Consider the following 13,435-nt stretch of genomic DNA (forward strand, 5'->3'; position numbering starts at 1 on the left):
CGGCGTCAACAAGGGATGGTACACGACTCGGTACGGATTATGCCAAGCGTTGCGGAAATCCCGCGCTGAGCGCAGCCGGATGCAACGAAAGTTGTAGAACTTCCGCAGGGTCAGGGCTGGGCGGTTTTCTGCGTTTCCTGGCCGGCCATGCGCAGCACCAGCACTGCGGCCAGTAGCGCGAACATCCACGCATCGCGCCATTCGATCGGGAAATAGCCGGACCACAGCGATTCGGCGATGCCGAAGGCGAACGCACCAAGTGCTGCGCGGGTTGGTGCGTGATAGCCGCCGATGGCGGTGACGAAGAGGATCTTCAGGCCGAAGACCAGACCGCTGCCGAAGCCGATATTGCCGAAGTAAAGCGCGGCGAGAATGCCGGCGAGCGCTGCCGTGACGGCGCCGACCAGCACCGTGGCACGGAATACGCGCGTCGCATCGACGCCGCACAGGGCGGCAGCGGCAGGATCGTCGGAGACGGCACGCCATTCCCGCCCGAAATGCGAGCGGGCAAGGATGAGGCCGGTAACGGCGAGCGTGGCGAGAATTAGCAGGCAGTTGAGCAACTGCATCACGGTGAGCGTGACCTGATAGCCGCCGCCTTGGGTGAAGACGATCGGCGTGGACAACAGCGGCGGCAGCCAGAAGTCATGCGTGTCGGCGGCGATGCGCGAAAGCTCCATCAGCACGATCGAGACGCCGAGTGTGGCGGCAACGATGGTGTTGGGCGACCGGCCGGCCAGGGGTTCGAACACGTTGCGCGACAGAACCATGCCGATCAGCGCCGCATAGGCGAGTGCCGCGACGATCGCCACCGCGATGGTCGCCGGCAAGGTCAGCCACAGCATCTGCCAGCCATAGACGGCGACGAGGATCATGGTCTGGCCCGAGAAGGCGAAGATCGCGCCATGGGCGAGGTTCGTGCGGTGGAGCACGCCGTTGATCAGCGCATAGCCGAAGGCGAGCAGCGCGTAGATCGCGCCGATATGCAGGCCGTTCAGCACTTGCTGGAAGAAGTAGAGCATGCGTCATCCAGTGGCCGCGACCAGGCGGGCCAAACAAAAACTGCGCCTGAAAATCTAACTTGTCAAAGGTGATTTAATAGTTAGATTTGATGGATGACAGTTTCCTGGACCCGACATCGATTTTCCGGCGGCGTTCTGGCGCTCGACGTCACCAACACGGTCGTTCATCGCGGCGATCCGGTGCGCAGTTTCGACCGTTTCGAGGATGCGGCGGAGCTGCCGCGGTTTGCCGCCGCCGCTTCAGGCTTCCGCGCGGCTGAGCTCAGCGCGCGGCCGCTGATCGCGCCCAGACCATCGGCGATCCTGCCGGCCGTGCTCGCCATCCGTGAAACGACCGACCGGCTGTTTCGCGATGCGGCGGTGCAGGGCGAGGTTTCGACTGGACATCTGCCCGGTTTCCTGCGCGCCTGCGCCGACGGGCTGGCCGGTCATGACGAAAAAATCGGCGGGCAGGCAAGGCCTTTCGGCGATGCCGCTGCGCCGCTGGCCTTCGAGGCCGCACTTGCCGTTTCCGCGCTGTCGCTGCTGTCGAACGAAAGCGTCAGGCGGCTGAGGGTCTGCCCGAACTGCAACTGGCTGTTTCTCGACAGGAGCCGCAACGGCAGTCGCATGTGGTGCGACATGGCGGTCTGCGGCAACCGCCAGAAAGCAAAGCGCCACTATCACCGCCGCAAGGGCGGTTCGGAGGAGATTTCCCATGTCTGAGCGACTGCGTCTCGCTTTCGCGCTTCTGCTGTTGCCGGCCGCCCTTGCAGCCTGCCGCGACACTGGCAAGGACGCGCTTTTCGAGCTTTCCGGGCGGCTCGTCGTTTTCAATTATCGCGAGGCGAAGGTGACCTATCTGGTCAATCTCGTGCCTTTGCAGCCGATTGCCGAAGGCGAGACCGCGGTGATGACGCTGGACAATCCCGCCGGTGGCGAGCCTATCGTGGTCACCCAAAAGCTCTTCCCCAACCACCAGAAGGTGACGCTCGAAAGCCCGCCGCTGGAATGCCTCGTCAAGGACAAGCCCTACAAAGTGGCGATCCGCATCGAGGGCGCGGGCGGCGCGCTGCTGCAGGGGATCGAAACAACGATGGTCTCGTCTCAGGACCAGAGCATGCTGCCCGACAAGCCGCTGGTGGTGGGACCGGGCTACCAGCCAAACCCGGAACTGGCTGGCCATCCCGATGGCAGGCTGCCCGGCGGGCGTGGCGTGTCTTGTCCAGCCGCGAGCTGAGCGGCGTCCCGATCACGAAATTTTCATGCGTTCCGAGGGATGCCCGAGCAATCTTTTATCAAGGATTGCCAGACATTTATCGCTGCTGTTGTTGTTTTTGGAGTGTGGCGGTTTTTGTTTGACCTCGCCTCCAAGGGAGGAAACAGTTAGTCATCTGTCCCGACGTTAGCGGCCCCCGAATCGCGGCTGCTTCCGCAGAGGAACTGCCCGATGACGCTTCACGACGTTGCCCTCGACGACAAGTTCGATCTTGGCAAGGAACGTATCTTCCTGTCGGGTGCGCAGGCCGTCATCCGCATGCTTCTGATGCAGCGCGAGCGCGACCGCCGCGCCGGACTGAATACCGCCGGCTTCGTTTCGGGTTATCGCGGCTCGCCGCTGGGTGGCCTCGATCTCCAGCTCTGGAAAGCGAAGGACCAGCTCAAGCAGGCCGATGTGGTCTTCCAGCCCGGTTTGAACGAGGAACTGGCGGCAACCGCCGTGTGGGGCACGCAGCAGGCGGAACTGCTCGGCGAAGGCAGATATGACGGCGTGTTTTCGCTCTGGTACGGCAAGGGGCCGGGCGTCGATCGCTCCGGCGACGTCTTCCGCCACGCCAATCTCGCCGGCTCGTCCAGGCATGGCGGCGTGCTGGCGCTTATGGGCGATGACCACAACGCCGAATCCTCGACCAATGCGCATGCCACCGAGTTCCTCTTCGTCGACACGATGATGCCGATCCTCAATCCGGCCGGCGTGCAGGAGCTCATTGACTATGGGCTCTACGGCTATGCGATGTCGCGTTTCGCCGGCACCTGGGCGGCGATCAAATGCGTCAAGGACAACATCGAATCGACTGCCTCGGTCGATGCGTCGCTGGACCGGCTGAACATCGTCATCCCCGAATTCGACATGCCGCCGGGCGGGCTCAACATCCGCAACGAACTCGACCAGCTCGGACAGGAAGCGCGGCTGCATGAATACAAGCGTGCGGCGGCCTCGGCCTTCATCCTTGCCAACAAGCTGAACCACACCGTCTATTCCGGCGGGCGCAATGCGAAGATCGGCATCATCACCGTCGGCAAGAGCTATCTCGACGTGCGCCAGGCGCTGGATGACATCGGCATTGACGAGAAGCGCGCCAACGAGATCGGGGTACGGTTGTTCAAGGTCGGCTGCCCGTGGCCGCTCGACCTCGAGCATATTGCCGATTTCGTGCGTGGGCTGGAAACGGTCATCGTGGTCGAGGAAAAGCGCTCGCTGATCGAAGTGCAGGTGCGCGAGAACCTTTACAACACCGCCATGCACCCGACCGTGGTCGGCAAGAAGGACGAGCGCGGCGACTGGCTGTTCCCGGCCAAGGGCGCGCTCGACCCCAACGATATCGCCATCGCGCTTGGCGAGCGCATCCTGAAGGCCATCGGCCCTTCGGAAGAGATCGCTGCCAAGGTCAGCCGGCTGAAGCAGTTCCAGGCGATGCTTGCCGACACGCAGGATGTCGGCTCGCGCACGCCGTTCTTCTGCTCGGGCTGCCCGCACAATTCCTCGACCAAGGTGCCGGACGGTTCGATCGCGGCGGCCGGTATCGGCTGCCATTTCATGGCGCTGTGGATGGACCGCTCGACTGTCGGCTTCACCGCCATGGGCGGGGAGGGGGCGCAGTGGGTCGGCCAGGCGCCGTTCTCCAAGCGCGACCACATCTTCCAGAATCTCGGCGACGGCACTTACAATCATTCCGGCACGCTGGCGCTGCGCTTCGCCTTGGCGTCGAGCGCCAACATCACCTACAAGATCCTCTACAACGATGCCGTCGCCATGACCGGCGGCCAGCCGCATGAGGGCAATCTCACCGTCGACATGATCGCCAGGCAGGTGCGCGCCGAGGGCGTCGATCGCATCGCAGTGGTCACCGACGAGCCTGGTAAATATGCCGGCCATGTCGAGTTCCCTGCGGGCGCGACGATCCATCATCGCGACGACCTCGATCTCGTCCAGCGCGAGCTGCGCGACGTCAAGGGCGTCTCCGTTTTGCTCTATGACCAGACCTGCGCTGCCGAGAAGCGCCGCCGCCGCAAGCGCGGCACGTTTCCCGATCCGGACAAGCGCGTCATCATCAACGAACTCGTCTGCGAAGGCTGCGGCGATTGCGGCGTGCAGTCCAACTGCGTCTCGATCCAGCCGGTGGAGACCGAATTCGGCCGCAAGCGCCGGATCGACCAGTCGAGCTGCAACAAGGACTTTTCCTGCGTCAACGGCTTCTGCCCGTCCTTCGTGACGGTGCATGGCGCCAAGATCCGCAAGGCCGAAGGCATCGCCGGCAGGTCAAACCCGCTCGATGGCGTGCCCGAGCCAAAACAGTTCCCGATCGACCAGGGCTGGTCGTCGATCATCGACGGCGTCGGCGGCACCGGCGTCGTTACGGTCGGCGCGATCCTCGGCATGGCGGCCCATCTTGAAGGCAAGGGCTGCGGCATGATCGACATGGCCGGCCTGGCGCAGAAGGGCGGCTCGGTCTTCACCCATGTGCGCATCGCCAAGACGCCGGAGGACATCAACGCCATCCGCGTTTCAGCCGGCAAGGCCGATCTGATCCTCGGCTGCGATCTCGTCGTTTCCGGCGCCAAGAAGGTGCTGGCCGCCGTGCGCGAGGGGCACACGATCTTCGTTGCCAACACGGCTGAAATCATGCCCGGCGAGTTCGCGCGCTCGGCCGATTTTTCTCTCCCTACTGAGCGGCTGAAGAAGGTGATCCGCGAGGCGGCAGGCGATAATCACGCGCATTTCTTCGATGCCACCCGCACGGCGACGGCTCTGTTCGGCAATTCGCTCGGCGCCAACATGTTCATGCTTGGCTTCGGCTTTCAGCATGGCGGCTTGCCGCTGTCGGCGGAGGCGGTGGAGAAGGCGATCGAACTCAACGGCGAGGCGGTCGCGATGAATATCGCGGCCTTCCGCTGGGGCCGCCGCGCAGCACACGAGCCGGAATTCGTGCGCGGATTGGTCAGCCAGCCCGGTGAGGCCGGCGGAAAGCGCGAAATCGCCGAGACGCTCGACGATATCATCGCGCGCCGCGTTGAATTCCTCACCGCTTATCAGAATGCTGCCTATGCGCGCCGCTATCATGACCGTATCGCAGCGCTCAGGGCAGCTGAGGCCAAGGCGTCCCAGGGCTCGACCGTGGTGACGGAAGCGGCGGCGAGAAACCTGTTCAAGCTGATGGCGATCAAGGACGAATACGAGGTCGCCCGGCTCTACACCGACGGCTCATTCCTGCGGCAACTGACCAAGCAGTTCCAGGACTACGACCGGCTCGAATTCCATCTGGCGCCGCCGATCATGGGGCGGCGCACGACCGACGGAAAACCGCGCAAGTCGAGCTTTGGCCCCTGGATGATGAAGGGGTTTCGCATCCTTGCCGGGCTGAAGGGATTGCGCGGCTCGCCGCTGGATGTTTTCGGCTACACCACTGAGCGACGCATGGAGCGCGCGCTACTCGCCCAATACGAGAAGGATCTCGACCTGATCCGGACCTCGCTGGTTGCAGAGAAGATCGAAGCTGCGACTGCACTTGCTTCCGTGCCCGCACTCATCCGTGGCTACGGTCACGTGAAAGCCGCCAGTGCAACGAAGGCCGCGGGTGAGCGGGAAAGACTTGTAGAGCGTTTCACGGGAGCGCGGATAGACACTGTTCTACAGGCAGCAGAATGATTTTTTCTTTCTGGTCCAGCGTCTTTTCGTACCCTGTACTAAAGGCCATTTTCCCTATTGTTTCCAGTGTTCCGATGCTTTCCAATAAGTCTTTCTTAAGGCGAATATGCCATTGCTAAGCTCCCGAAAAACGGGTGCAGGCGTGGCTATAAAAAGAAAAAATGAGATTCCGGTCGACGTCTACATTCCGTTTGTAGAGACGCTGTTCCGTGACGGCCTGACGCTCGGCATCGGTGTCGTCGCGCAAGCTCTGCTTGCCGTCATGGTCTACTTCAAGACAGACGACGAGCTCTATATGGGCATCGCGGTGGCGATCGTGGCGATCGGTTTCCTGCGGCTTGTCAGCATCCAGAAATATCGCAATGCACCCGCGCTCACGGATGCCGTAGAGGCGCACAAGCGCGAGAACGTCTACATATTCTGGGGCGTCCTGCATGCCTCGGCGCTGGGCTTCTTCTGCTTCGCCGGCATCTATCTGGCGCATGACCAGTTCGCCGAAATCGCGGCAGTGGCGGTAACGCTTGCCTCGGCAACCTCGATCGCAGGGCGCAACTATGGTTCGCCGCGCCTGGTCATGTTCCAGATCGTGGCGGCTACCTGGCCGATCTCGCTGGGGTTTCTGCTGCGCGGCGACGTCTATCACATCATCCTGGGCCTTCTGTCGGCGCCGTTCTTCTTTGCCATCAGGAAGTTCGCCGAAATCGTGCGCGAGGTGCTGCTGACCGCGCTTTCGGAAGAGAAGAAGGCCAATCTGATTGCGCAGCGCTTCAACAGGGCGCTGAACACCATGTCGCATGGCCTTGTGATGCTCGGGCCGAACGGCAAGGTGGTGGTCGCCAACGCCGAAGCCGCCCACCTGATGTCGCTTCAGTCGCCGGACGCGCTTCTGGGCCGTTCCATTCATTCACTGCTTCAGCGTGGCGTGGCAGGAGGCATGCTCGCTCCAAAGGACTGCCGCTACATCGAGGCGCAGTTGACGCGGGCGCTGCGTGAAGGCCGGGACCGCAAGGTCCTCGTTTCGTTTTCGAACGGGCAGCACTATGAGTTTTCCGCACGCGAGGGCAATCAGGATCTCGGTGTCATCACCTTCGAAGACGTATCGCAGCGCGTCGAGGCGGAAGAGAAGATCCGCTCGATGGCCCGTTACGACAGCCTGACCGGCCTGCCGAACCGCGCCTATTTCCACGAACTGGTCGGCGAATTCATGGCGGCCGGCGATCGCGAAAGGCTGTGTGGTCTTGCGGTTCTCGATCTCGACGATTTCAAGAGCGTCAACGACACGCTCGGCCATCCCATCGGCGACGGACTGATCTATGCGGTGGCCGAAAAGCTGTCGGCCGTAGCAGCGGAGGGCGTGAAGGTCAGCCGCTTCGGCGGTGACGAATTCATGGTGTTCTTCGACCGGGTCGAGGATGAGAGCCATCTTGCCGGCATGCTGGACGATCTGTTTGCAGGCCTGCAGGGTGATGTCGACGTGGCCGGCCATGTCCTGCGCATCCAGGCAAGCGGCGGCGCGGTTCTGGCGAAGGTAAAGGACAGCGATGTCGACACGATGATCGTCAAGGCCGACCTTGCCATGTACAAGGCGAAGGAGCTCGGCAAGAACGACTGGCGGTTGTTCGAATCTGCGATGGATGCGGCCTTCCGTGACAAGCAGATGATGAAAGCCGATCTGCGCAGCGCCGTGGAAGCCAGGGAGCTGCGCGTCGTTTTCCAGCCCATCGTGTCGATGGATACGATGCGGATCGCAAGCTGCGAGGCGCTGTGCCGCTGGAACCATCCCGATCTCGGTCCCGTCTCGCCGTCAGTCTTCATTCCGCTGGCCGAGGAGATGGGCATCATCTCGGACATCAGCACGTTCGTGCTGAATACGGCTTGCGGCGAGTGCGCCAAATGGCCGAAACAACTCCGCGTGTCGGTGAACCTCTCGGCGAAGGACTTCCGCAACCGTGATGTCGTCGAGAAGGTGTGCGCCGCACTTGCTTCTTCCGGGCTTGCCGCTCAGCGGCTGGAGATCGAGGTCACGGAGACGGCCCTGCTGGACGACAAATCCCAGACCCGTCAGTACATCGAGGAGATCAAGCAACTCGGTGTGCGGATCGCGCTGGACGATTTCGGCACAGGCTATTCGAGCCTCAGCTACCTGCACAAGCTGCCGCTGGACAAGGTCAAGATCGACCGCAGCTTCCTGATGGACGTGACGCAAAGCAAGCGCTCTCTGGAGTTGCTGAAGGGCATCGTCAACCTGTCGCGTCCGCTCGGCCTGGCCGTGACGGTAGAGGGCGTGGAAACCTTCGAGCAGTTGAAGATCCTGGCGCATTCGGTTAAGCCCGACCTCGTGCAGGGCTTCCTGTTCGGCTCTGCGCTGACCGCTTCCGGCATCGAGACGATGTCCAACACGGTCTGGCCGTTTGCCAGCGAAATCAAGGCCGCCAATCGCGGCTCTAAGGCCTGATCGCCGTCATTTTTCAGGTGTTTTCGGCATCCGTGCTGTTAACCTTAACAATCGGTAAACGGCTTCGTTTTCATTTTCATCTTTGATATAGCCCGGCGCTGCCCTACTGTTTTTGAGGTAGGCGGCTACGGGGAAATACAGCATGGATGCGAAGGCGGCTGCGGATGGCCAGCCAAACGACGGGCAGGCAGTGGGTGACAATGTTTCGGCATTTGCCCGCAATGTGTCCGCCCTTTTGGAGAGAACGGAATATCGTCGCTGTGACAAGGGCGAAGACCTCGAAGACATTTATCGCCTTCGTTATGCGTCGTACCGGCTTGCCGATCTGGTGGCCGAGAACCCGGACCACATCGTCCATGACCCCTTCGACGACCTTCCCAACTGCCAGCGTTTCGGCGTCTACATAGACGGCCATCTCGTCAGCACGATCAGGCTTCACCATGTGTCGGCCGAATGCCCCCAGTCGCCGTCGACTTCGGTTTACCCGGACATCCTTCTGCCCCGGATTGCGGCCGGCGACAGTTTCATCGACCCAAGCCGGTTCGCTGCCGACCGCGAGTGGTCGCGCATCTTTCCGCAGATTCCTTATCTGACGCTGCGCCTTGCCGGCATGGCGTGTTTTCACTTCAACGCGCCATACTGCATCTCGATGATCCGCGAAGACCACGCGGCATTCTACAAGCGCATCTATCACTCGCGGCCAATCGGCGACGAGCGGCCCTATGGCGGTGTCATCAATTGCTTCGCATTGCTCTACCAGGCCGATGTGCTGGCGATTCAGGAAGAGTCCTTCAAGCGGTTTCCGTTCTTCCGGTCGACGCCGATGGAGCAGCGCCTGATGTTCGGCACGCCGCCGCAAGGAGAGCTTGGCCCGCTGACCATCCTGCCGACTGCGAAGTATTTCCGCAACGCGGCCTGAGGGGCGGGGCCCCACCTTGCCTTGCCATCGCCGGAACGCCCGTTCATAACTTTGCCGAGGCCGAGCATTCGCCAGCCAAGGGAATCGATGAACAGCAGAAGCGACCTTGTCCGTGCCACTGTCTGGGCGCGCGAACTTGCCGGCGACGAGGTGGAGCGGGCACTGCGCGGGGTTTCCGAGCGGCATTTTTCCAAGGGTAATTATCTGTGCCATCGCGGCGACCGCTGGGATTACTGGACCGGCGCCGTCAACGGCCTGGTGAAGATGAGTTCGATAGCGCGCAGCGGCAAGGCGATCACCTTCGCCGGCATCGGCGCGGGAGGCTGGTTCGGCGAAGGCTCGGTGCTGAAGGACGAGCCGCGCAAATATGATCTGGTGGCGATCCGCGATACGCATCTCCTGATGATGAACCGCGCTACCTTCTTCTGGCTCTATGAAAACAGCGTCGGCTTCAACCGTTTCCTGGTGCGGCTGCTGAACGAGCGCCTGGCCCAGTTCATCGCCTCGACCGAATATGAGCGCCTCCTCGATCCGAAGGCGCGCGTGGCCCGCCATCTGTCGTGGCTGTGCAACCCCGTGCTCTGCCCGGATGTGAAGGGTGTCGTCGAGATCACGCAGGAAGAACTGGCGCTGCTTGCCGGCGTCTCTCGACCGGTCGCAAATCGCAGCTTGCAGGTGCTGGCCGACGAAGGGCTCGTAACCGTGGAGCATAGCCGGGTGATCGTTGCCGACGCCGAAAGGCTCGGCGATTACGGCGCTTGAAAGCGCTGCCTGAAGACTTTCTGGATTGTCGGGAAGAGGGGCGGGCACACAGGCCGCGCATTCAAGAGACAATCTGCCGGCCTGTCTGTCAAGGGGCGCGTTGATCGGGGAGACGATTCGGGAATACGCTGACCACAATGAAAAAGAAGCCGCGCCATCTTCGGGCGGAGGTTTTAGAGCAGCGGGAACATACCCGCGCTCCTGGGAGGAGAAGCGTTTGATCAAGCCTTGGCCGTCAGCCGGGAAGACCATTCAGCCGCAATCGGGCGCATCCGGTTTCTCTGAGTCTAATTGGGGATTTGCCGCAGCACTGCTTGGTGCCATGATGCGCTCCACAACCGCGGGTAACGCGGAACTGGGAGGAGCTTGATCATGGTTGCGACGGTTTCCGCCGCCGACATGGTTCTTGATACATTCCCGAAATACCTTCTGCGCAATGCGGAACGGTTCGGTGCCCGCCCTGCCATGCGCCACAAGGACTACGGCATCTGGCAAAGCTGGAGCTGGGCCGAGCAACTTGCCGAAATCCGCGCCTTCGCGCTCGGCCTCCAGGCGCTTGGCCTGAAACATGGCGAACGGATCGCGGTGATTGGCACCAACCGCCCGCGCCTTTACTGGACATTCGCCGCCGCGCAATCGCTGGGTGCCGTGCCGGTACCGGTTTATGCCGACGCGGTCGCCGAAGAGATGGCCTATGTGCTCGACCATGCCGGGGTGCGCTTCGCCGTCGTGCAGGATCAGGAGCAGGTCGACAAGATCCAGTCCTTTGCCGACAAGATCCCGCAGCTCGCAGAGATCATCTATGACGAGCCGCGCGGCCTGCGCGACTACAGCCCTTCCGGGCTGCACGCCTTCTCCGCCGTTCAGGAGAAAGGCGAGGCGTTGATGAAGGCCGATGCCGGCCTTGCCGGGCGATGGGAACAAACCATCGTTGCTGCGAGCGGCGATGACATCTCGATCATGCTCTACACCTCAGGCACGACGGGGCGCTCCAAGGGCGTGATGATCAAGGCGATAAACGCCGTCAACGCCGCGCGCGACACGGCCGAATTCGACCGGCTTTCGGAGCGGGATAGCGTGCTTGCCTATCTGCCGCTGGCCTGGGTCGGCGATCACTATCTGAACTATGCGCAGGGCTATACGTCCGGTTTCTGCATGTGCTGCCCGGAAAGTGCCGAGACCGTGGCGCAGGATCTGCGCGAGATCGGCCCGACCTTCTATTTCGCGCCGCCGCGCATTTTCGAGAGCCTGCTCACCAGCGTGACGATCCGCATGGAGGATGCCGGCTGGCTCAAGCGCAAGCTGTTCTCGCACTATATCCGCGTGGCCAAGAAATATGGCGAAGCGATCCTGGAAAACCGCCCGGTACCGCTTGCGGGCCGACTGTCCTATGCGCTTGGAAAATTCTTTATCTACGGGCCGCTGCGCAATGTGCTCGGCCTTTCCAACATCCGCGTCGCCTATACGGCGGGCGAGGCGATCGGGCAGGACCTGTTTTCCTTCTTCCGCTCGCTCGGCATCAATCTGAAGCAGCTCTACGGCCAGACCGAAGCCTTCCTCTATGTTACCGTGCAGAAGGATGGCCAGGTGCGCGCCGATACCGTCGGGCCTGCCGCGCCCCATGTCGATCTCCGTATCTCGGACGCCGGCGAGGTGCAGTTCCGCTCGCCCGGCATGTTCTCCGGTTATTTCAAGCAGGACGAGACGACAGCCGAGACGCTGACCGAGGACGGCTACGTCAAGACGGGCGATGCCGGTTTCTTCGACACGGACGGACAGCTCAAGATCATCGACCGCGCCAAGGATGTCGGCAAGCTCACCTCGGGCGCGCTGTTTGCGCCGAAATACATCGAGAACACGCTGAAATTCTTCCCCAACATCAAGGAGGCGGTGGCCTTCGGACATGGGCAGGATTTCACCGCCGCGTTTTTGAACATCGACCTGCAGGCCGTCGGCAACTGGGCCGAGCGCAACAACATTGCCTATGCATCCTATCAGGAGCTTGCCGGCCATCCGCAGGTCTATGAGATAATCGCCAAGCACGTCGACGAGACCAATCTGCGGCTTTCGAAAGAGCCGATGATGGCGGGCGCGCAGATCAGGCGGTTCCTCGTGCTGCACAAGGAACTCGACGCCGACGACGGCGAACTGACCCGCACGCTGAAGGTGCGCCGCGCCTTCGTTTCCGAGCGCTATGCGCCGCTGATCGCCGCGCTCTATGACGGTTCGACGGAGAAATTCATCGAGACGGACATGACCTATGAGGACGGCCGCAAGGGCATCGTGCGCGCCACCGTACGCATCATGGACGCCAGGGTCTATCCGGCTGCGCAACCAGTCAGGGAGGCCGCGGAATGAACTCACGCGCTGAACCGCTGATCATTGTCGCCCCCGACGACGGCATCCCCGCAGGCGATCTCCTGATGGACGTGAAGAACGTCTCGCTGTCCTTCGGTGGCGTGAAGGCGATCACCGATATTTCCTTCAATGTCCGCAAGGGCGAGATCCGCGCCATCATCGGCCCGAACGGCGCCGGCAAGACCTCGATGCTCAATGTCATCAACGGCTTCTACACGCCGCAGAAGGGCACCATCGTCTTTCGCGGCGAGGAGCGGCGGGCGATGAAACCGCATCATGCGGTGCGGCAGGGCATTGCGCGCACCTTCCAGAACGTGGCGCTGTTCAAGGGCATGTCGACGCTGGACAACATCATGGCCGGCCGCTCGGTGATGATGAAGCGCAACCTGTTCTGGCAGATGTTCTGGCATGGACCGGCGCTGCGCGAGGAGATCGAGCATCGCGAAAAGGTCGAGGAGATCATCGACTTCCTCGAAATCCAGCATATCCGCCGCACGCCGGTCGGCAAGCTGCCCTACGGCCTGCAAAAGCGCGTCGAGCTTGGCCGGGCGCTGGCAATGGAGCCGTCGCTGCTTCTGCTCGACGAGCCGATGGCCGGCATGAACCTTGAAGAGAAGGAGGACATGAGCCGCTTCATCATCGATGTGAACCGGCAGCGCGGCACCACGATTGCGCTGATCGAGCACGATATGGGCGTCGTCATGGACCTTTCTGACCGCGTCGTCGTTCTGGATTACGGCAAGAAGATTGCCGACGGCACTCCCGATGCCGTGAAGTCCAACCAGAACGTTATCGACGCCTATCTCGGTGTCGCGCATTGAAAGGAAATCGAAATGACCATCTCGACGCTTGCCATCACCCCGCTGGTTTCGCTGATCGCCGGCGTGCTCATCCTCGTGATGCCGCGCCTGCTCAACTACATCGTCGCGTTTTACCTCATCGTCATCGGCCTTCTCGGCCTGTTCCCGCATCTGGCGGGGTAATTTGCATCAACGGCGCGCCGGCTACCGGGC

The 13,435-nt window shown here is 62.0% G+C and carries 10 protein-coding genes; 9 read left to right on the plus strand and 1 reads right to left on the minus strand.

From position 1 onward, the window contains the following. Positions 1-110: 110 nt before the first annotated feature. Positions 111-1,022: a branched-chain amino acid ABC transporter permease gene (locus DZG07_RS06700; RefSeq protein ID WP_119815363.1), complete on the minus strand. Its 912-nt coding sequence runs from the start codon at positions 1,020-1,022 to the stop codon at positions 111-113. Positions 1,023-1,115: 93 nt separating this feature from the next. Here DZG07_RS06700 and DZG07_RS06705 point away from each other — a divergent pair, with 93 nt between their 5' ends. The 9 genes from DZG07_RS06705 (at position 1,116) to DZG07_RS06745 (ending at position 13,405) form a co-directional block, all read left to right on the plus strand. Then, positions 1,116-1,727 carry a CGNR zinc finger domain-containing protein gene (locus DZG07_RS06705; RefSeq protein WP_119815366.1) on the plus strand — a complete coding sequence of 204 codons (612 nt, stop codon included), beginning with the start codon at positions 1,116-1,118 and terminating at the stop codon, positions 1,725-1,727. Further along, a complete protein-coding gene (locus DZG07_RS06710; RefSeq protein WP_119815369.1) occupies positions 1,720-2,241 on the plus strand; it encodes a hypothetical protein in 522 nt (173 codons plus the stop codon). Before DZG07_RS06705 ends, DZG07_RS06710 begins: the two co-directional genes overlap by 8 nt. A gap of 210 nt (positions 2,242-2,451) precedes the next feature. Then, on the plus strand, positions 2,452-5,928 hold the full coding sequence (locus DZG07_RS06715; protein WP_119815372.1) for an indolepyruvate ferredoxin oxidoreductase family protein: 3,477 nt from the start codon (positions 2,452-2,454) through the stop codon (positions 5,926-5,928). A 142-nt stretch (positions 5,929-6,070) separates the two neighbouring features. Continuing rightward, entirely contained in the window at positions 6,071-8,383 is a 2,313-nt protein-coding gene (locus DZG07_RS06720; protein ID WP_119815375.1) for an EAL domain-containing protein, read from the plus strand. A gap of 142 nt (positions 8,384-8,525) precedes the next feature. Further along, positions 8,526-9,302 carry a hypothetical protein gene (locus tag DZG07_RS06725; RefSeq protein WP_119815378.1) on the plus strand — a complete coding sequence of 259 codons (777 nt, stop codon included), beginning with the start codon at positions 8,526-8,528 and terminating at the stop codon, positions 9,300-9,302. An 87-nt stretch (positions 9,303-9,389) separates the two neighbouring features. Next, complete coding sequence (locus tag DZG07_RS06730; RefSeq protein WP_091915400.1) at positions 9,390-10,064, plus strand: Crp/Fnr family transcriptional regulator; 675 nt, start codon at positions 9,390-9,392, stop codon at positions 10,062-10,064. Positions 10,065-10,436: 372 nt separating this feature from the next. Next, positions 10,437-12,422, plus strand: a complete 1,986-nt coding sequence (locus DZG07_RS06735; RefSeq protein ID WP_119815381.1) for an AMP-binding protein — start codon at positions 10,437-10,439, stop codon at positions 12,420-12,422. Continuing rightward, positions 12,419-13,243, plus strand: coding sequence for an ABC transporter ATP-binding protein (locus DZG07_RS06740; RefSeq protein WP_091915396.1), 825 nt, complete (start codon positions 12,419-12,421; stop codon positions 13,241-13,243). Before DZG07_RS06735 ends, DZG07_RS06740 begins: the two co-directional genes overlap by 4 nt. Positions 13,244-13,255: 12 nt before the next feature. Then, entirely contained in the window at positions 13,256-13,405 is a 150-nt protein-coding gene (locus tag DZG07_RS06745) for a DUF3096 domain-containing protein (RefSeq protein ID WP_091915394.1), read from the plus strand. Positions 13,406-13,435 lie beyond the last annotated feature (30 nt).

Origin of the sequence: Mesorhizobium sp. DCY119 (genome assembly GCF_003590645.1) — a bacterium.
Classification (GTDB): domain Bacteria; phylum Pseudomonadota; class Alphaproteobacteria; order Rhizobiales; family Rhizobiaceae; genus Mesorhizobium_M.